Source organism: Nocardioides sp. P86 (genome assembly GCF_023712465.1).
In the GTDB taxonomy this organism is placed as follows: Bacteria; Actinomycetota; Actinomycetes; order Propionibacteriales; family Nocardioidaceae; genus Nocardioides; species Nocardioides kribbensis.
Map to the genome: position 1 here is coordinate 1,375,212 of NZ_JAMAYE010000001.1, position 17,261 is coordinate 1,392,472.

General features: G+C 72.2%; 15 protein-coding genes. All 15 read right to left on the reverse strand.

Annotated features, from left to right (window positions below):
• Window positions 1–10 precede the first annotated feature (10 nt).
• On the reverse strand, window positions 11–1,021 hold the full coding sequence (locus M3673_RS06515) for a polyprenyl synthetase family protein (protein WP_251532621.1): 1,011 nt from the start codon (window positions 1,019–1,021) through the stop codon (window positions 11–13).
• Entirely contained in the window at window positions 1,018–2,610 is a 1,593-nt protein-coding gene (gene nuoN, locus M3673_RS06520) for an NADH-quinone oxidoreductase subunit NuoN (RefSeq protein ID WP_251532622.1), read from the reverse strand. Before nuoN ends, M3673_RS06515 begins: the two co-directional genes overlap by 4 nt.
• A 3-nt stretch (window positions 2,611–2,613) precedes the next feature.
• Window positions 2,614–4,233: an NADH-quinone oxidoreductase subunit M gene (locus tag M3673_RS06525; protein ID WP_251532623.1), complete on the reverse strand. Its 1,620-nt coding sequence runs from the start codon at window positions 4,231–4,233 to the stop codon at window positions 2,614–2,616.
• Complete coding sequence (gene nuoL, locus M3673_RS06530) at window positions 4,233–6,164, reverse strand: NADH-quinone oxidoreductase subunit L (protein WP_251532624.1); 1,932 nt, start codon at window positions 6,162–6,164, stop codon at window positions 4,233–4,235. Before nuoL ends, M3673_RS06525 begins: the two co-directional genes overlap by 1 nt.
• A gap of 22 nt (window positions 6,165–6,186) precedes the next feature.
• Window positions 6,187–6,486: an NADH-quinone oxidoreductase subunit NuoK gene (gene nuoK, locus M3673_RS06535; protein ID WP_056864818.1), complete on the reverse strand. Its 300-nt coding sequence runs from the start codon at window positions 6,484–6,486 to the stop codon at window positions 6,187–6,189.
• The gene (locus M3673_RS06540) at window positions 6,486–7,286 is read right to left on the reverse strand and encodes an NADH-quinone oxidoreductase subunit J (RefSeq protein ID WP_056865230.1); all 801 of its coding nucleotides are present in this window, start codon (window positions 7,284–7,286) and stop codon (window positions 6,486–6,488) included. The genes nuoK and M3673_RS06540 overlap by 1 nt, the downstream gene beginning before the upstream one ends.
• Before the next feature lie 26 nt (window positions 7,287–7,312).
• The gene (gene nuoI / locus M3673_RS06545) at window positions 7,313–7,939 is read right to left on the reverse strand and encodes an NADH-quinone oxidoreductase subunit NuoI (protein ID WP_193661988.1); all 627 of its coding nucleotides are present in this window, start codon (window positions 7,937–7,939) and stop codon (window positions 7,313–7,315) included.
• Window positions 7,939–9,285 carry an NADH-quinone oxidoreductase subunit NuoH gene (gene nuoH / locus M3673_RS06550; protein ID WP_228943166.1) on the reverse strand — a complete coding sequence of 449 codons (1,347 nt, stop codon included), beginning with the start codon at window positions 9,283–9,285 and terminating at the stop codon, window positions 7,939–7,941. The genes nuoI and nuoH overlap by 1 nt, the downstream gene beginning before the upstream one ends.
• Window positions 9,282–11,738, reverse strand: coding sequence for an NADH-quinone oxidoreductase subunit G (locus M3673_RS06555; protein WP_251532625.1), 2,457 nt, complete (start codon window positions 11,736–11,738; stop codon window positions 9,282–9,284). Before M3673_RS06555 ends, nuoH begins: the two co-directional genes overlap by 4 nt.
• Window positions 11,735–13,051: an NADH-quinone oxidoreductase subunit NuoF gene (nuoF, locus tag M3673_RS06560; protein ID WP_251532626.1), complete on the reverse strand. Its 1,317-nt coding sequence runs from the start codon at window positions 13,049–13,051 to the stop codon at window positions 11,735–11,737. The genes M3673_RS06555 and nuoF overlap by 4 nt, the downstream gene beginning before the upstream one ends.
• Window positions 13,048–13,845, reverse strand: coding sequence for an NADH-quinone oxidoreductase subunit NuoE (gene nuoE / locus M3673_RS06565; RefSeq protein WP_251532627.1), 798 nt, complete (start codon window positions 13,843–13,845; stop codon window positions 13,048–13,050). Before nuoE ends, nuoF begins: the two co-directional genes overlap by 4 nt.
• Complete coding sequence (locus M3673_RS06570) at window positions 13,845–15,185, reverse strand: NADH-quinone oxidoreductase subunit D (protein WP_251532628.1); 1,341 nt, start codon at window positions 15,183–15,185, stop codon at window positions 13,845–13,847. Before M3673_RS06570 ends, nuoE begins: the two co-directional genes overlap by 1 nt.
• Window positions 15,186–15,252: 67 nt before the next feature.
• Window positions 15,253–16,023, reverse strand: a complete 771-nt coding sequence (locus M3673_RS06575; RefSeq protein WP_193661983.1) for an NADH-quinone oxidoreductase subunit C — start codon at window positions 16,021–16,023, stop codon at window positions 15,253–15,255.
• A complete protein-coding gene (locus M3673_RS06580; protein WP_056864825.1) occupies window positions 16,020–16,574 on the reverse strand; it encodes an NADH-quinone oxidoreductase subunit B family protein in 555 nt (184 codons plus the stop codon). The genes M3673_RS06575 and M3673_RS06580 overlap by 4 nt, the downstream gene beginning before the upstream one ends.
• 28 nt (window positions 16,575–16,602) lie before the next feature.
• The gene (locus M3673_RS06585) at window positions 16,603–16,962 is read right to left on the reverse strand and encodes an NADH-quinone oxidoreductase subunit A (RefSeq protein WP_193661982.1); all 360 of its coding nucleotides are present in this window, start codon (window positions 16,960–16,962) and stop codon (window positions 16,603–16,605) included.
• Between the last annotated feature and the right edge of the window lie 299 nt (window positions 16,963–17,261).

Genomic DNA, 17,261 nt, shown 5'->3' on the forward strand with positions numbered 1-17,261 from the left:
CCCCGGAGCCTCAGGCCGTGCGGAGGGCCACGAGGTCGGCGAAGGCCTCCAGGGCCTCCTTCACGGGGCTGTCGGGCAGCACGTCGAGCAGCGCCTTGGCCTCGTCGGCGCGGGCCACGACGTAGGAACGGGCCTGCTCCATGGCGGGGTGGGCGCGCAGCAGGCCCAGGGCCTCGGCGTGGCGGGCGTCGTCGGTGAGGTCACCCGCGAGGAGCTCGAGCAGGCGCGCGTCGGCGGGGTCCTCGGAGGCCCGGGCCATGAGGACGGGCAGCGTCGGCACGCCCTCGCGCAGGTCGGTGCCGGGCGTCTTGCCCGACTCCTGCGACTCCGAGGCCACGTCGAGGATGTCGTCGGAGAGCTGGAAGGCGCTGCCCACGATCTCCCCGTAGGCCGCGAGCGCCTCCTCGACCTCGCGCGGCGCGCCGGAGAAGCGGGCGCCGTAGCGCGCGGAGGTGGCGATCAGCGAGCCGGTCTTGCCGGCCACCACGTCGAGGTAGTGCTGCAGGGCGTCCTCGCCGGGGCCCGGCTCGACGGTCTCCATGATCTGGCCCTCGACGAGCCGGGTGAAGGTCTCGGCCTGGATGCGCACGGCGTCGGCGCCGAGGGTGGCGGTGAGCTCGGAGGAGCGGGCGAAGAGGAAGTCGCCGGTGAGGATGGCGACCAGGTTGTCCCAGCGGGCGTTGGCGGAGTCGGCGCCTCGACGCAGGTCGGCCTCGTCCATCACGTCGTCGTGGTAGAGCGAGCCGAGGTGGGTGATCTCCACGACGCAGGCCGCCGTCAGCACCTCCGCGGCCTCCGGGTGGGGCCCGGCCTCGGCCGCGAGCAGCACCAGCAGCGGGCGGAACCGCTTCCCGCCGGCCTGCAGCAGGTGCCGCGCGGCCTCGGAGACGTAGCGGGTGCGGCCCTCGACGTGGCCGGCCAGGAGCGCCTCGACCTCCGCCATCCGACCGTGGAGACGGGCGGCCAGGGCCTCGTCGGTGACCGGGAGGGCCAGGGCGGCCGGCGCGGGAGAGGACGTCACCTGATGAATTCTCCCGCATGGCCCGCGAGGTCGAGCACCGGGCCGGGCACGATGCCGAGCACGACCGTGGCGAGCACGCCCACCGCGATGGTCGCCGACGTCAGCAGCGAGGGCGCGACCACCGCGGCCGAGTCGGCGGTGGGTGCGGTGAAGAACATCAGGCGGATGTGGCGGACGTAGAAGTAGATGGCCACGACGCTGGAGAAGATCGCCACCAGCACCACCGGCCAGGCCCCGGCGGAGAAGGCGACGGTGAAGACCGCCCACTTGCCCACGAACCCGCCGGTGAGCGGGATGCCCGCCATCGACAGCAGCAGGAACGCGAAGGCCCCGGCGACCCACGGCGAGCGCCGGCCCAGGCCGGCCCAGCGGTCGAAGGCGGTCGCCTCGCCGCCGGAGTCGCGCACCAGCGTGACGATGGCGAAGGCCGCGACCATCGAGAAGCCGTAGGTGGTGAGGTAGAAGAGGATCGCCTGGAGCGAGGTGACCTGGCCGTCGGCCAGCTCGGCGCTCGTCTGGACGCCGAGGACCCCGGTGAGCAGGAAGCCGGTGTGGGCGATGGAGGAGTAGGCCAGCATCCGCTTCACGTCGGACTGCGAGATCGCCAGCACGGCGCCGACGACCATGGTGAGGATCGCGACCACCCACAGCATCGGCTGCCAGGTCCAGCGGTCGGAGCCGAAGCCGACGTAGAACAGCCGCAGGATCGCGCCGAAGGCGGCGATCTTGGTGCCGGCGGCCATGAACGCCGTCACCGCCGTCGGGGCGCCCTGGTAGACGTCGGGGGTCCAGGACTGGAAGGGCACGGCCCCGACCTTGAACAGCAGCCCGACCGCGAGCAGCCCCATGCCGATGGCCAGCAGGGTGTGGTTGCCGGTGTCGGCGCGCACGGCCTGGTCGATCGCGGCGAGGTCCATCGAGCCCGCGAAGCCGTAGACCAGGGCGACGCCGTAGAGGAAGAAGCCGGAGGAGAAGGCACCGAGCAGGAAGTACTTCATCGCGGCCTCCTGGCTCAGCAGGCGGCGGCGGCGGGCCAGACCGCAGAGCAGGTAGAGCGGCAGCGAGAGGACCTCGAGGGCCACGAACATCGTGAGCAGGTCGCCCGCGGTCGGGAAGATCATCATGCCGGCCACCGCGAACATCATCAGCGGGTAGACCTCGGTGTGGTCCAGGCCCTGGGCCTGGCGCTCGGCCTCGGTGCCCGGCAGCGCGGCCGCCTGGCCGGCGAAGGCCGAGACCCCGCCCTCCAGGCGGCGCTCGGCGAAGAGCAGCACCCCGCCGACCGCGAAGATCAGGACCAGGCCCCACAGGAAGACCGCGGGGCCGTCGATCACCAGGGTGCCGCCCGCGGTGAGCAGGCCGCGCGCGGCGCCGTCGCCGACCTCGGTGAGGTCGAGGCCGACCAGCACGGTGCCGACCAGGGCCGCGACCAGGCCGGCGAGGGCGAGCACGGTCTGGGTCGCGAAGCGGCGCGCGCGGGGCACGAAGGCCTCGACGACGACGCCCAGGGCCGCGACGCCCAGCACGACCAGGATCGGCCAGAGGTGGAAGTAGTCGAGGGTGGGCTTGACGAAGGTCGTGGAGTCCATGGTCTAGCTGCCTTCCTCGGCGGACGCCGGAGTCTCGGACTCCGGGGAGGTGACGGTGGGCGCGTCGTCGGTGACCCCGACCCGCTCCAGCAGCGTCCCGACGTAGGGGTTGCTGGCCTCCAGCAGCGGCCCGGGGTAGAAGCCGAAGAGGACCAGCCCGACCACCAGCGGCACCAGGACGACGCCCTCGCGCACGGTGAGGTCGGTGCGGGTGGACCCGGTCGCGTCGGGGTCGGCGCCGGTCCCGCTGCCGGGCAGGGCGGGCACGGTCGGGCCGGTCATCGTGCGCTGGTACATCCACAGGACGTAGATGGCGGCCAGGACGATGCCGGTGACCGCGATCGCGCCGACCCACCACTGGTACTGGAAGGCGGCGATGATGACGAGGAACTCCGAGACGAAGGTGCTCAGCCCGGGCAGGCCCAGGGTGGCCAGGCCCGCGACCAGGAACAGCCCGGCGAGCACCGGGGTGACCTTCTCGACCCCGCCCATCTGGCTGATCAGCGTGGTGCCGCGGCGGCGGATGACGAAGCCGGCGGCCAGGAAGAGCGCCGCGGTGCCGAGACCGTGGTTGACCATGTAGAGCACGGCGCCGGACCCGCCCTGGGTGTTGAGCACGAAGATGCCCAGCGTGATGAAGCCGAAGTGGCTCAGCGAGGTCAGCCCGATCAGGCGCAGGATGTCGTCCTGGCCGATGGCGATGAGCGCGCCGTAGACGATCGAGACCAGGGCGAGGGCGACCACGACCGGCGTGGCCCACTGCGAGGCCTCGGGGAAGAGCCCGAGGCAGAAGCGCAGCATGCCGAAGGTACCGATCTTGTCGAGCACGCAGACCAGCAGCACGCTCGTGGCCGGGGTCGCCCGCTCCGTGGTGTCGGCCAGCCAGGTGTGCACCGGGAAGAGCGGGGCCTTGACCGCGAAGGCGATGAAGAAGCCCAGGAACAGCCACCGACCGGCCTCGGTGCCGATGTCGAGCTGCTCGAGGTCGGAGAGGAGGTACGACGGGCTGCCCTGCTGGGCGGAGACGACGTAGAGCCCGATCACCGAGGCCAGCAGCACGAGGCCGCCGGCGAGCTGGAACATGAGGAACTTCAGCGCCGCGGCGCTGCGACCCTCGCGGCCGAAGCCCCCGACCAGGAAGTAGGCCGGGATCAGCGTCGCCTCGAAGACGACGTAGAAGAGGAAGACGTCGGTCGCGGCGAAGACCGCCAGCGAGAGCGCCTCCAGGGCGAGGGTCCAGGCGACGAAGGCCCGGCCGGAGCCCTGGCGGGTGGTCTCGTCCTCACCGTCGGGGCCGAGCGGCTGGTCGGTGTCGGACCAGGCGGCGATCAGCACCAGCGGCACCAGCACGGCGGTGAGCAGGATCAGCAGCAGGCCGAGGCCGTCGACGCCGAGGGCGTAGTGGACCCCGAAGGCCGAGATCCAGTCGTGCGTCTCGGTGAGCTGCATGCCGCCGTCGACGTCGAACTGCGCGGCGACGGCCGCGGCCAGGGCGAGGGTGACCACGCTGACGGCCAGACCGGCCTGCTTGGCCTGCGCCGCGGGCAGCGGGAGCAGGGCCACGGCGACGGAGCCGACCAGCGGCACCAGCACGAGCACCGTGAGCCAAGGGAAGTCGGACATCAGGAGTTCACCACCATCAGGGCGATCACGACGATCAGGACGCCGGCGAGCACCGACAGCGCGTAGGAGCGCACGAAGCCGTTCTGCACGCGGCGCAGCAGCCCGCCGACCCCGGCCACGGCCGAGCCGCCGCCGGTGAAGAGCCCGTCGGCGCCGCGGTGGTCGACGCCGAGGAGCAGCGTGACCAGCCGGCGGCCGGGCCGCACCACGACGGCGTCGTTGATCGCGTCGCCGTACAGGTCGGCGCGAGCCGCGCGGACCGCGAACGAGACGTCCTGCGGGGCCGTGCGGGCCACCTCGCGGCGACCGACGAGGAACCACGCGGCGGCGACGCCGACCGCGACGACCGCGACCGTGAGGACCGTGAGCACGATGACCGGCACCGGGGGCTCGTGGTGCGGGGCCTCGCCGACGACCGGGGCCAGCCAGCCGACGATCCAGTCGCCGAGCAGCAGGATGCCGCCGAGCACCGAGAGGGCGGCCAGCACGATGAGCGGCACGGTCATCACCGAGGGCGACTCGTGGGGGTGCACGCCCTCCTTCCACCGCTTGTCGGTGAAGAAGGTCATCAGCATGAGGCGGGTCATGTAGAAGCCGGTCACGCCGGCGCCGACGAGGGCGCACACGCCCGCGACCGGGCTCTCGACCAGCGCGGTCTCGATGATCTTGTCCTTCGACCAGAAGCCGGAGAAGAGCGGGAACCCGATGATCGCGAGGTAGCCCATCGCGAAGGTCAGGAAGGTCACCGGCATCGCCTTGCGCAGCGCGCCGTAGCGGCGCATGTCGACGTCGTCGGCCATGCCGTGCATCACGGAGCCGGCGCCGAGGAACATGTTGGCCTTGAAGAAGCCGTGGGTGATGAGGTGGAAGATCGCGAAGGCGTAGCCGTACACGCCCAGGCCGGCGGCCAGCATCATGTAGCCGATCTGGCTCATCGTCGAGCCGGCCAGGACCTTCTTGATGTCGTCGCGGGCGCACCCGATCGCCGCACCCCACAGCAGCGTGACCGTGGCGACCACGACCACGACGGTCTGGGCGTGCGGAGCGAGCTCGTAGACGAAGTTGGAGCGCACCACGAGGTAGACCCCCGCGGTGACCATGGTGGCGGCGTGGATGAGGGCCGAGACCGGGGTGGGACCCTCCATGGCGTCGAGCAGCCAGGCCTGCAGCGGCACCTGCGCCGACTTGCCGCAGGCCCCCAGCAGGAGCAGCAGGCCGAGCGCGGTCAGCGTGCCCTCGCCCGCGCCGGAGGTCAGCTCGCTGACCTGCGTGAAGCTGGTGGTGCCGAAGGTGACGAACATCAGGGCGATGGCCAGGCTCAGGCCGATGTCGCCGACGCGGTTGATGACGAAGGCCTTCTTCGCCGCGGCGGCCGCCGACGGCTTGTGCTGCCAGAAGCCGATGAGGAGGTAGGAGGCCAGGCCCACTCCCTCCCAGCCGAGGAAGAGCACGACGTAGTTCTCCGCCAGGACCAGCGTGAGCATCGCGGCGACGAAGAGGTTGAGGTAGGCGAAGAAGCGCCGGCGGCGCGGGTCGTGCTCCATGTAGCCGATCGAGTAGACGTGGATCAGCGTGCCGACACCGGTGATGAGCAGCAGGAAGAGCGCCGAGAGCGGGTCGTAGAGGAGGTCCATGCCGACGGAGAAGCCGCCGACCTCCATCCACTCCCAGAGCCGCTGGGCGACCTGGCGCTCGGACTCCTCGCGCCCCAGCAGGTCGACGAAGAGCACGACGCTGAGCACGAACGACGCGAGCGCCGTGGCCGTGCCGAGCAGGTGCCCCCAGCGGTCGGTGCGGCGACCGCCGACGAGCAGCACCGCGGCGCCCAGCAGCGGCAGGGCCACCACCAGCCACAGCAGCGTGAAGGCGCCCTCGGCCTCGAGGGGGGCGACCACGGGGATCGTGTGGCCGCCCTCTGACATGAGGTACATCTGCGGTGTCACCGGTCCTGTCTCAGTACTTCAGCAGGCTCGCGTCGTCGACCGAGGCCGAGCGACGGGTGCGGAAGATGGTCATGATGATGGCCAGGCCCACGACGACCTCGGCGGCGGCGACGACCATCACGAAGAAGGCGGCGATCTGGCCGTCGAGGTTGCCGTGCTGGCGCGCGAAGGCGACCAGCGCGAGGTTGCAGGCGTTGAGCATCAGCTCCACGCACATGAACACGACGATGGCGTTGCGGCGGGTGAGCACGCCGACGGTGCCGATCGTGAACAGGATCGCGGACAGGACGACGTAGGGCGTGGTGTCCATCAGCGGCCCTCCTCCTCGAGCGAGTGCTGCTCGGTGTTGTGGCCGGTGGCGGTCGCCTGCTCGCCGCTGGCACCGCCGGGCACGCCGTCGATGGAGCGACGCACCTGCTCGATGTCGTCGGCCAGGGCCGGCGCGGAGCGCACGGTGCCGCGCGAGGAGAGCACCCGCGAGACCGAGTCGGGGGCGGGCGTGCCGTCGGGCAGCAGCGCCGGGGTGTCCACGGCGTTGTGGCGCGCGTAGACGCCCGGCGAGGGCAGCGGACCGAGGTGGGTGCCCTTCTCGCTGAAGTCGCGGACCCGCTGGGCCGCCCGCTCGGCCTGGCCGGCCTTCGGGGTCAGCCGCTCGCGGTGGGCCAGCACCATCGCGCCGACCGCCGCGGTGATGAGCAGCGCGCTGGTGGTCTCGAAGGCGAAGACGTAGCGGCTGAAGAGGATGTTGGCCAGCGCCTCGATGTTGCCGCCGGCGTTGGCCTCGTCGAGGCCCACGACGGTGCCGAGGGTCAGCTGGCTGAGCCCGAGGACGAGCAGCACCCCGAGCACCAGGCCGCCGGCCACCGCGAGCACGCGCTGGCCGCGGATGGTCTCGACGACCGAGTCGGAGGCGTCGACGCCGACCAGCATGAGCACGAAGAGGAACAGCATGAGGATGGCGCCGGTGTAGACGATGATCTGCACGGCGAAGAGGAACGGCGCGTCGAGCGCGGCGTAGAGCACGGCGAGGCTGATCATCACCACCGCCAGCAGCAGCGCTGCGTGCACGGCCTTGCGGACGAACAGGATGCCGAGCGCCGCCAGCACCATCACCGGGGCGAGGATCCAGAAGGCGGTCACGCGGGGGTCTCCTCGGTGGTGGAGGACGGCGCCGGCGCGGCGTAGGCACCGCGGTAGTAGTCGCCCTCGTCGTCGCCGAGCAGCATCGCGTGGGGCGGCTGCTCCATGCCGGGCAGCAGCGGCGCGAGGAGGTCGGACTTCTCGTAGATGAGGTCGGCGCGGTTGTCGTCGGCCAGCTCGTACTCGTTGGTCATGGTCAGCGCGCGGGTCGGGCAGGCCTCGATGCACAGCCCGCACAGGATGCAGCGCAGGTAGTTGATCTGGTAGACGCGGCCGTAGCGCTCGCCGGGGCTGAAGCGACCGGAGGTCTCGCCGTCGGGGCCGGGACCGTCCACGTTGGAGGCGCCCTCGACGTAGATCGCGTCGGCCGGGCACGCCCAGGCGCAGAGCTCGCAGCCGATGCACTTCTCCAGGCCGTCGGGCCAGCGGTTGAGCTGGTGGCGACCGTGGAAGCGCGGGGCGGTGGGCTGCTTGTCCTCGGGGTACTGCTCCGTGACGACCTTGCGGAACATCGTGCGGAACGTGACGCCGAAGCCGGCCACGGGGTCCCAGAACTGCTCCTTGAGCGTGGGGCCCTTCTCCGGGTCCCGCTTCGCGGGCTGGGCGGGTGTCGAGGCGGACATCAGTGCTCCTCCCCCGCACCGGCGGGGACGGTCGCGGGCGCCGGGTCGGACGACGCGGCTCCCGGTGACGGGCTGGTGGACGCGAAGCGCAGCGGCGCGGCCGCACCGCGGCGGGCGCCGCCGGCGGGCATGGGCGGCACCGGGAAGCCGCCGGGGCGGGCCGCGGCGGTGTCGGGCGCCTCCTCGGGCTCGCCCTCGCGGGCGGAGAAGGCGAACAGGGCACCGAGCAGGACCACCGCGACGCCGACGGCGATCGCGAGGCTGACCGGGTCGCGCAGCTCGGCGAACCAGCCCTCGTTGCGCGCCAGGCGCATGGTGGCCACGGCCACGGTCCACACCAGCGCGACCGGGATGAGCACCTTCCACCCGAAGGCCATGAACTGGTCGTAGCGCAGCCGCGGCAGCGAGCCGCGCAGCCAGATGAAGAAGAAGATGAAGACGAGCATCTTGGCGAAGAACCAGACCACCGGGACGTAGCCCTCGTTGGCGCCCTCCCAGACCCGCTCGATGCCGAAGGGCGCGCGCCAGCCGCCGAGGAACAGCGTCGTCGCCACGGCCGAGACCGTGGCCATGTTGATGTACTCGGCGAGGAAGAACAGCGCGAACTTCAGCGAGGAGTACTCGGTGTGGAAGCCGCCGACCAGCTCGCCCTCGGCCTCGGGGAGGTCGAAGGGCGCGCGGTTGGTCTCGCCGACCATCGCGATGACGTAGATGACGAAGGAGGGCAGCAGGATCAGCCCGAACCACACGTCGCTCTGCGCCTCCACGATCTGCGAGGTCGACATCGACCCGGCGTAGAGGAACACCGCCACCAGCGCGAGGCCCATCGCGACCTCGTAGGAGATCATCTGGGCGCTCGAGCGCAGCCCGCCGAGCAGGGAGTACGTCGAGCCGCTCGACCAGCCGCCCAGCACGATGCCGTAGATGCCGATCGAGGCGATCGCCATCACGAACAGCACCGCGACCGGCATGTCGGTGAGCTGCAGCGGGGTGGTGCGGTCGCTGAACGGCACCCCCACCTCGGGGCCGAAGGGGATCACCGCGAAGGTCACGAAGGCCGGGATGACGGCCAGGACCGGCGCGATCACGAAGACCACCTTGTCGGCGGCCTTGGGGATGATGTCCTCCTTCAGCGCCAGCTTCACGCCGTCGGCCAGCGACTGCAGCAGGCCGAAGGGACCGTTGCGGTTGGGGCCGATGCGGTGCTGCATGCGCGCGACGACGCGCCGCTCCCACCAGATGTTGAACAGCGTCAGCAGGACCAGGACCACGAAGATGGCCACGGCCTTGACCAGCACCAGCCACCACGGGTCCTGCCCGAAGGCGGAGAGGTCGTCGGGGGTCACAGCTCGGCTCCCTTCACGGTGACGCGGGCACCCGGCGAGGCCAGGTCGGCCAGCACGCCCCGCCCGCTGGAGCGGGTGGGCACCCACACCACGCCGTCGGGCAGGTCGGCGGCCTCGGCGGGCAGGGTGACGGACCCGCGGTCGCCGGTGAGGGTGACCACCGGCCCGAGGGCGTCGAGCACGGTGCGCGGCACGCGGGCCACGGCGGGCCGCGCGGTGGCGGCGAGGTGCTTGTCGCCGGCCTGCATCGCGCCGTCGTCGAGCAGCTGCTTCCAGGTCGCGAGCACCGAGCCGGGGGCGCCCCCGGCGGTGGTCAGCGGGTCGTCGGTGCTCGGGGTGTCCAGGGCGCTCACCGGCGCGAAGGCCGCCCGCTCGCCGTCCCAGGGCCCGATCTCGGCCATCTCCGCGCGCACCTCGGCGACCGTGCGGAAGCCGAGGGGGGCGCCGCGGCCGAGCCGGGCGAGCTCCTCGGCGATGCCGGAGAGCACCCGCAGGTCGGGCAGCGCGCCGGCCTCGGCCAGCACGGCCTCGAAGGGGCGGGGCCGCCCCTCCCAGGTGACGAAGGTGCCGGCCTTGCCGACCACCGGCGCGACCGGGAACACGACGTCGGCCGCGCGGGTCACCTCGGTCTCGCGCAGCTCCAGGGCCACGACGAAGCGGGCGGCCTCCACGGCACGGCGGGTCGCGTCGGGGTCGGCGGTGTCGTCGGGGTCGACGCCACCGACGACCAGACCGCCGACCTCGCCGGTCAGCAGCGCCGCGACGATGGCGTCGGCGTCGCGACCGGGCGTCTCGGGCACGCTCTCGACGCCCCAGGACGTGGCGGCGTCGACGCGGGCCGCCGCGTCGGCGACCGGACGGCCGCCGGGCAGCAGGCTCGGCAGGCAGCCGGCCTCGAGCGCGCCGCGGTCGCCGGCGCGGCGCGGCACCCAGGCCAGGCGGGCAGCGGTGCGGGCGGCCAGCTCGGCCGCGGCGGTGTAGGCGCCGGGCACCGTGGCCAGCCGCTCGCCCAGCAGCACGACGGCGCGGGAGTCGATGCCGTGGTCGGCGTGCCCCAGCAGGTCGCGCAGCGCGCCGGGCTCGCGACCCGGCACCGTCTGCACCAGGGTGCCGGACAGCTTGCGCAGGCCGCGGGTGGCGAAGGGGGCGATCGACACCACGCGCAGCCCGCGGCGCGAGGCCTTGCGCAGGCGCAGGAAGAGCGTGCCGGCCTCCTCCTCGGGCTCGAGACCGACGAGCACCACGCTGGAGGCCCGCTCCAGGTCGGCGTACGTGACGCCGCCGTCGCCGGGGCCGGTGAGCACGACGTGGCCGGCCAGGAAGGACTCCTCCTCGGCCGAGAGCGGGCGGGCGCGGAAGTCGACGTCGTTGGTGCCGAGCGAGACGCGGGCCAGCTTGGCGTAGGCGTAGGCGTCCTCGGCGGTGACCCGGCCGCCGGGCAGGACGGCGCAGGCACCGGCCGCGGCGAGCCCGCGGGCGGCGACCGCGAAGGCCTCCGGCCAGGACGCGGGGCGCAGCGAGCCGTCGCCGCCGTCCTCGACGCGGTCGCGCACCCGGGGGTAGGTGATCCGGTCGGGCTGCGTGGCGTAGGTGAAGGCGAAGCGGTCCTTGTCGGTGATCCACTCCTCGTTGACCTCGGGGTCGTTGCCGGCGAGACGGCGCATCACCTTGCCGCGGCGGTGGTCGACGCGGATCGCGGCACCGCAGGCGTCGTGCTCGGCCACCGACGGGCTCGAGACGAGGTCGAAGGGCCGCGAGCGGAAACGGTAGGACTCCGAGGTCAGCGCGCCGACCGGGCAGATCTGGATGGTGTTGCCGGAGAAGTAGGACAGGAACGGCGCGTCCTCGGCGATGCCGATCTGCTGCTGCGCGCCGCGCTCGACCAGCGCGATGAAGGGGTCGCCGGGGATCTCCTCGGCGAAGCGGGTGCAGCGCTGGCACACGATGCAGCGCTCGCGGTCGAGCAGCACCTGCGGGGAGAGGTTGATCGGCTTGGGGAAGGTGCGCTTCACCCCGCCGCTGCCGGAGCCGGCGAAGCGCGACTCGCCGCGCCCGTTGCTCATCGCCTGGTTCTGCAGGGGGCACTCGCCGCCCTTGTCGCACACCGGGCAGTCGAGCGGGTGGTTGACCAGCAGGAACTCCATGACCCCCTGCTGGGCCTTGTCGGCGACCTCGCTGGTGGCCTGGGTCTGCACGACCATGCCCTCGGCCACCGGCAGGGTGCAGGAGGCCTGCGGCTTGGGGAAGCCGCGGCCGTTGCCGGCGTCGGGCACGTCGACCAGGCACTGGCGGCAGGCGCCGACGGGCGCGAGCAGCGGGTGGTCGCAGAAGCGCGGGATCTGCACGCCGACCTGCTCGGCGGCCCGGATGACCAGGGTGTCGCGCGGCACGCTGACCTGGATCCCGTCGATGGTCACCGAGACCAGGTCGGTGCGCTGCTCGACGTCGCTCATGCGAGCGCCTCCTGTCCGGCCCAGGCGGTGGAGCGGGCCGCGTCGAAGGGGCAGCCGCCGTGGGTGAGGTGGGCGAGGTACTCCTCGCGGAAGAACCTGATGGAGCTGGTGATGGGGCTGGTGGCGCCGTCGCCCAGGGCGCAGAAGGAGCGGCCCAGGATGTTGTCGCACTGGTCGAGCAGCAGGTCGAGGTCGGCCTCGCTGCCCTGCCCGCGCTCGAGCGCGGCGAGGGTCTGCACGAGCCACCACGTGCCCTCGCGGCACGGGGTGCACTTGCCGCAGGACTCGTGCTTGTAGAACTCCGTCCAGCGCAGCACCGCGCGCACCACGCAGGTGGTCTCGTCGAAGAGCTGGATGGCGCGGGTGCCGAGCATCGTGCCGGCCGCGGCCATGCCCTCGAAGTCGAGCGGCAGGTCGAGGTGCTCGGCGGTGAGCAGCGGCGTCGAGGACCCGCCGGGGGTCCAGAACTTCAGCTCGTGGCCCTCGCGGATGCCGCCGGCCAGCCCGATCAGCTCGCGCAGCGTGATGCCGAGCGGTGCCTCGTACTGCCCGGGGCGGGTGACGTGGCCCGAGAGGGAGAAGATGCCGAAGCCCTTGGACTTCTCGGTGCCCATCGAGGCGAACCACCCCGCGCCGTGGCGCACGATGCTGGGCACCGAGGCGATCGACTCCACGTTGTTGATGACCGTGGGGCTGGCGTAGAGGCCGGCGACCGCCGGGAAGGGCGGGCGCAGGCGCGGTTGGCCGCGGCGGCCCTCGAGCCCCTCGAGCAGCGCGGTCTCCTCACCGCAGATGTAGGCACCGGCGCCGGCGTGGACCACGACGTCGAGGTCGAAGCCGGAGCCGTGGATGTCGCGACCGAGGTGGCCGGCGGCGTAGGCCTCGGCCACCGCGGCCTGCACCCGGCGGACCACGTGCAGCACCTCGCCGCGGATGTAGATGAAGGCGGTGTGGGCCCGGATGGCGAAGCAGCTGATGATCACGCCCTCGACCAGGGTGTGCGGCGAGGCCATCATCAGCGGGACGTCCTTGCAGGTGCCCGGCTCGGACTCGTCGGCGTTGACGACGAGGTACTTCGGCTTCGGGTTGTCCTGGGGGATGAAGCCCCACTTCATGCCCGTGGGGAAGCCCGCTCCTCCCCGCCCGCGCAGGCCCGAGTCCTTGACCTCGGCGATGACGTCGTCGGGGCTCATGGTGAGCGCGCGGCGCAGGCCCTCGTAGCCGCCGCTGGCGGTGTACGAGTCCAGGGTCCAGCTGCGCTCGTCGGCCCACGTGGCGGTGAGCACGGGGGTCAGGGTGTCCGGTGCGGTCATGACGCCTCTCCCTTCTCGGCGGCGGTCTCGGACGAGCCGCTCTCCGCCTCCACGACGGCCTGCTCGGCCTGGTTGTCGTCGGACTCGCGCGCGGCCGCGAGCTCCTCGCCCGGCTCCTCCGGGACGGCGTCGGCGTCACGGTCGGCCGGGGGCGCCGACCAGCCGCGCTCGCGGGCGATGCCGAGCCCGACCAGCGAGGCCGGTCCGGCCGACGGGCCCTCGTCGGCGCGGCCGTCGGGGAAGCCGGCCAGCACCCGCTCGGCCTCGCGCCAGGTGCAGATGCGCGGGCCGCGGGTCGAGGTGACCTCCCGCCCGGCGCGCAGGTCGTCGACCAGGTCGACCGCCGAGGTGGGCGTCATGGTGTCCATGAACTCCCAGTTGACCATCATCACCGGGGCGTAGTCGCAGGCCGCGTTGCACTCCAGGTGCTCCAGCGTCACGGTGGCCCGGTCGCCGTCGCGCAGCCGCGTGGTCTCGTCGTTGCCGACGTCGAGGTGCTCCTTGAGCCGGGCGAAGATCTCGTCGCCGCCCATCACCGCGCACAGCGTGTTGGTGCAGACCCCGACGTGGTAGTCGCCGACCGGCTTGCGCTTGTACATCGTGTAGAACGTCGCGACCCCGCTGACCTCGGCCGCGGAGATCCCGAGGATGTCGGCGCAGGTCTCGATGCCCTCGGGGGTCACCCGTCCCTCGACCGACTGCACGAGGTGGAGCATGGGCAGCAGGCCCGAGCGGGCCTCGGGGTAGCGCGCGGCGATCGCCGTGAGCTCGTCGTAGGTCTCCTGGCTGATCATCAGCGGTCCACGCCTCCCATGACGGGGTCGATGCTCGCGATCGCGACGATGACGTCGGCGACCATGCCGCCCTCGCTCATCACGCTCGTGGCCTGCAGGTTGGTGAAGGACGGGTCGCGGAAGTGGGCGCGGAAGGGGCGGGTGCCGCCGTCGGAGACGACGTGGGCTCCGAGCTCCCCGCGAGGCGACTCCACCGGCACGTAGGCCTGGCCCTCCGGCACCCGGAAGCCCTCGGTGACCAGCTTGAAGTGGTGGATGAGGGCCTCCATCGACTCGCCCATGATGTGGCGGATGTGGTCGAGGCTGTTGCCCATGCCGTCGGAGCCGATGGCCAGCTGGCTGGGCCAGGCGATCTTGCGGTCGGCGACCATGACGGGCGCGCCCTCGAGGCCGGCGAGCCGGGCCGCGGCCTGCTCGACGATCCTCAGCGACTCCCACATCTCCGCCAGGCGCACCCGGAAGCGGCCGTAGGCGTCGGCGGTGTCCCAGGTCTGGACGTCGAAGTCGTAGTCCTCGTAGCCGGAGTAGGGCTGGGTCTTGCGCAGGTCCCACGGGTAGCCGCTGGCGCGCAGCGGGGGCCCGGTGAGACCCAGGGCCAGGCAGCCCTCCAGGTCGAGGTGGCCGACGCCCTCCAGGCGGGCCTTGAAGATCGGGTTGGCGTTGCACAGCGCGGCGTACTCCGGCAGGCGCTTCTTCATCAGCGCCACGAAGGAGGCGATCTCGTCCAGGGCTCCGGCGGGGAGGTCCTGCGCCACGCCGCCGGGACGGATGAAGGCGTGGTTCATGCGCAGCCCGGTGATGAGCTCGAAGAGGTCGAGCACCAGCTCGCGCTCGCGGAAGCCGATCGTCATCACGGTCAGCGCGCCGATCTCCATGCCGCCCGTGGCGATGGCCACGAGGTGGGAGGAGATGCGGTTGAGCTCCATGAGCAGCACCCGCATGACCTGGGCCTTCTCGGGCACGTCGGCCTCGATGTCGAGCAGCCGCTCGACGCCGAGGACGTAGGTGGCCTCGTTGAAGAACGGGCTGAGGTAGTCCATGCGGGTGCAGAAGGTCACGCCCTGCACCCAGGAGCGGTACTCCATGTTCTTCTCGATGCCGGTGTGGAGGTAGCCGATGCCGCAGCGGGCCTCGGTGACCGTCTCGCCCTCGAGCTCGAGGATCAGCCGCAGCACGCCGTGGGTCGAGGGGTGCTGGGGGCCCATGTTGACGACGACGCGCTCCTCGGCGTCCTCGGCCAGACCCTCGGCGATCTGGTCCCAGTCCTGCCCGGTGACCGTGAAGACACGGCCCTCGGCGGTCTCGCTGGTGCCGGCGTACAGGTCTTCCTGGGTCGTCATGCTGACCTCCGGGGACGGTGGGCGAGGGGGTGGCTGGGGGGCCGGACGGCCCGGTGCGGCGCGAGCATCAGCTGTAGGAGCGGCGCTGGTCGGGCGGGGGGACGGTGCCGCCCTTGTACTCGACCGGGATGCCGCCGAGGGGGTAGTCCTTGCGCTGCGGGTGGCCGGGCCAGTCGTCGGGCATGAGGATCCGGGTCAGCGAGGGGTGGCCCTCGAAGAGCACGCCGAACATGTCCCACGTCTCCCGCTCGTGCCAGTCGGCCGTGGGGTAGACCGGCACCAGCGACGGCAGCCGCGGGTCGGTGTCGGGCACCGCGACCTCGAGGCGGATGCGGCGGTTGTGGGTCATCGACAGCAGGTGGTGCACGACGTGGAGCTCGTGGCCGGTGTCGGCGGGGTAGTGCACGCCGCTCACGCTCGAGAGCAGCTCGAAGCGCAGCCGGGGCTCGTCGCGCAGCAGCCGCGCCAGCACCAGGAGGTCGTCGGCGCGCACGTGGAAGGTGATCTCGCCGCGGTGCACCACGACGCTCTCGACGGCCCGCTCGACGCCGGCGTCGCGCGCCGCGACCTCGAGGGCGTCGGCGACCTCGTCGAACCAGCCGCCGTAGGGCCGCGCGGTGGCGGCGGGGTGGCGGACGGCGGCGCGCAGGCCGCCGTAGCCGCTGGTGTCGCCGGAGCCCTTGACGCCGAACATGCCGCGCCGCTCGCCGACCTGGCGCACCGTCTGCGAGCCCGGCTGGCCCTCGGGCGGTGCTGGGAGGTTCTCCGGGGACTGGTCGGTGGCGGCCTGGTCGACCGTGCCGCGGGCGCCGCCCTGCGTGGGCTCGTCGGGGCTCATCGCAGCAGGCCCGTGCGGTCGGAGGTCGGCAGCGCGGTCAGCGCCTCGGCCTCGAGCTCGGCGATCTGCGCGGCGCGGTTGGCGCCGAGCTTGGTGGCCTGGACCTGGTCGTGGAGCTTGAGGATGGCGTCGATGAGCATCTCGGGGCGCGGCGGGCAGCCCGGGAGGTACATGTCGACGGGCACGACGTGGTCGACGCCCTGCACGATCGCGTAGTTGTTGAACATGCCGCCGGAGCTGGCGCACACGCCCATGGCGAGCACCCACTTGGGCTCGGCCATCTGGTCGTAGATCTGGCGCAGGACGGGCGCCATCTTCTGGCTGACCCGGCCGGCCACGATCATGAGGTCGGCCTGGCGGGGGCTGGCCCGGAAGACCTCCATGCCGAAGCGGGCCAGGTCGTACTTCGGGCCGCCGCTGGTCATCATCTCGATGGCGCAGCAGGCCAGGCCGAAGGTGGCGGGCCAGAAGGAGGCCTTGCGCATGTAGCCCGCGACGCCCTCGACGGTCGTCAGCAGGACGCCGCTGGGGAGCTTCTCCTCGATACCCATCAGTGCTGTCCTCTCGGTCCCACGCGGATCAGTCCCACTCGAGGCCGCCGCGACGCCAGACGTAGGCGTAGGCGACGAAGACGGTGGCGATGAAGATGACCATCTCGACCAGACCGAAGAGGCCCATCGCGTCGAAGCGCACGGCCCACGGGTAGAGGAAGATGATCTCGATGTCGAAGACGATGAAGAGCATCGCGGTGATGTAGTACTTCACCGGGAAGCGGCCACCGCCGACGGGCTGCGGAGTGGGCTCGATGCCGCACTCGTAGGAGTCGAGCTTGGCGCGGTTGTAGCGCTTGGGCCCGGTCAGCGTGCTGACGGCCACCGAGAAGACGGCGAAGCCGGCGGCCAGGGCCGCCAGCACCAGCACCGGTGTGTAGAGCTCCATCGTCCGACCTCCCGTGGCACACGTCCGTGTCGACGCGCCCCGAGCGATGCCCGACGAAAGCCCCTTGTGGCCTTGTGAAGAGAATCACTAAGTGGCGCAGGACACATACTGCCACTCGCTCGCGGGTGTGGCGACCCGGGGGTGGTCCCGGTCACATTCCGCGTCGGCGAGGAGTCGTGCGCGGCGCTGACCTGCGGATTTAACGCACCCCGGACTTGCGTTAATGGCCGTCGACGACGGCATGGCCGGCCCGGTCGGTCGCTGCCGGTCCCGGGTCGGGCCCGGCTGGGCCCGGGTGG

What these genes read in the sequence shown, in the direction of transcription:
- nuoN (WP_251532622.1), bottom strand. Translation starts at nt 2,610, where the DNA reads ATGGACTCCACGACCTTCGTCAAGCCCACCCTCGACTACTTCCACCTC.
- M3673_RS06525 (WP_251532623.1), bottom strand. Translation starts at nt 4,233, where the DNA reads ATGTCCGACTTCCCTTGGCTCACGGTGCTCGTGCTGGTGCCGCTGGTC.
- nuoL (WP_251532624.1), bottom strand. Translation starts at nt 6,164, where the DNA reads ATGTACCTCATGTCAGAGGGCGGCCACACGATCCCCGTGGTCGCCCCC.
- nuoK (WP_056864818.1), bottom strand. Translation starts at nt 6,486, where the DNA reads ATGGACACCACGCCCTACGTCGTCCTGTCCGCGATCCTGTTCACGATC.
- M3673_RS06540 (WP_056865230.1), bottom strand. Translation starts at nt 7,286, where the DNA reads ATGGTGCTGGCGGCGCTCGGCATCCTGTTCGTCCGCAAGGCCGTGCAC.
- nuoI (WP_193661988.1), bottom strand. Translation starts at nt 7,939, where the DNA reads ATGTCCGCCTCGACACCCGCCCAGCCCGCGAAGCGGGACCCGGAGAAG.
- M3673_RS06555 (WP_251532625.1), bottom strand. Translation starts at nt 11,738, where the DNA reads ATGAGCGACGTCGAGCAGCGCACCGACCTGGTCTCGGTGACCATCGAC.
- nuoF (WP_251532626.1), bottom strand. Translation starts at nt 13,051, where the DNA reads ATGACCGCACCGGACACCCTGACCCCCGTGCTCACCGCCACGTGGGCC.
- nuoE (WP_251532627.1), bottom strand. Translation starts at nt 13,845, where the DNA reads ATGATCAGCCAGGAGACCTACGACGAGCTCACGGCGATCGCCGCGCGC.
- M3673_RS06570 (WP_251532628.1), bottom strand. Translation starts at nt 15,185, where the DNA reads ATGACGACCCAGGAAGACCTGTACGCCGGCACCAGCGAGACCGCCGAG.
- M3673_RS06575 (WP_193661983.1), bottom strand. Translation starts at nt 16,023, where the DNA reads ATGAGCCCCGACGAGCCCACGCAGGGCGGCGCCCGCGGCACGGTCGAC.
- M3673_RS06580 (WP_056864825.1), bottom strand. Translation starts at nt 16,574, where the DNA reads ATGGGTATCGAGGAGAAGCTCCCCAGCGGCGTCCTGCTGACGACCGTC.
- M3673_RS06585 (WP_193661982.1), bottom strand. Translation starts at nt 16,962, where the DNA reads ATGGAGCTCTACACACCGGTGCTGGTGCTGGCGGCCCTGGCCGCCGGC.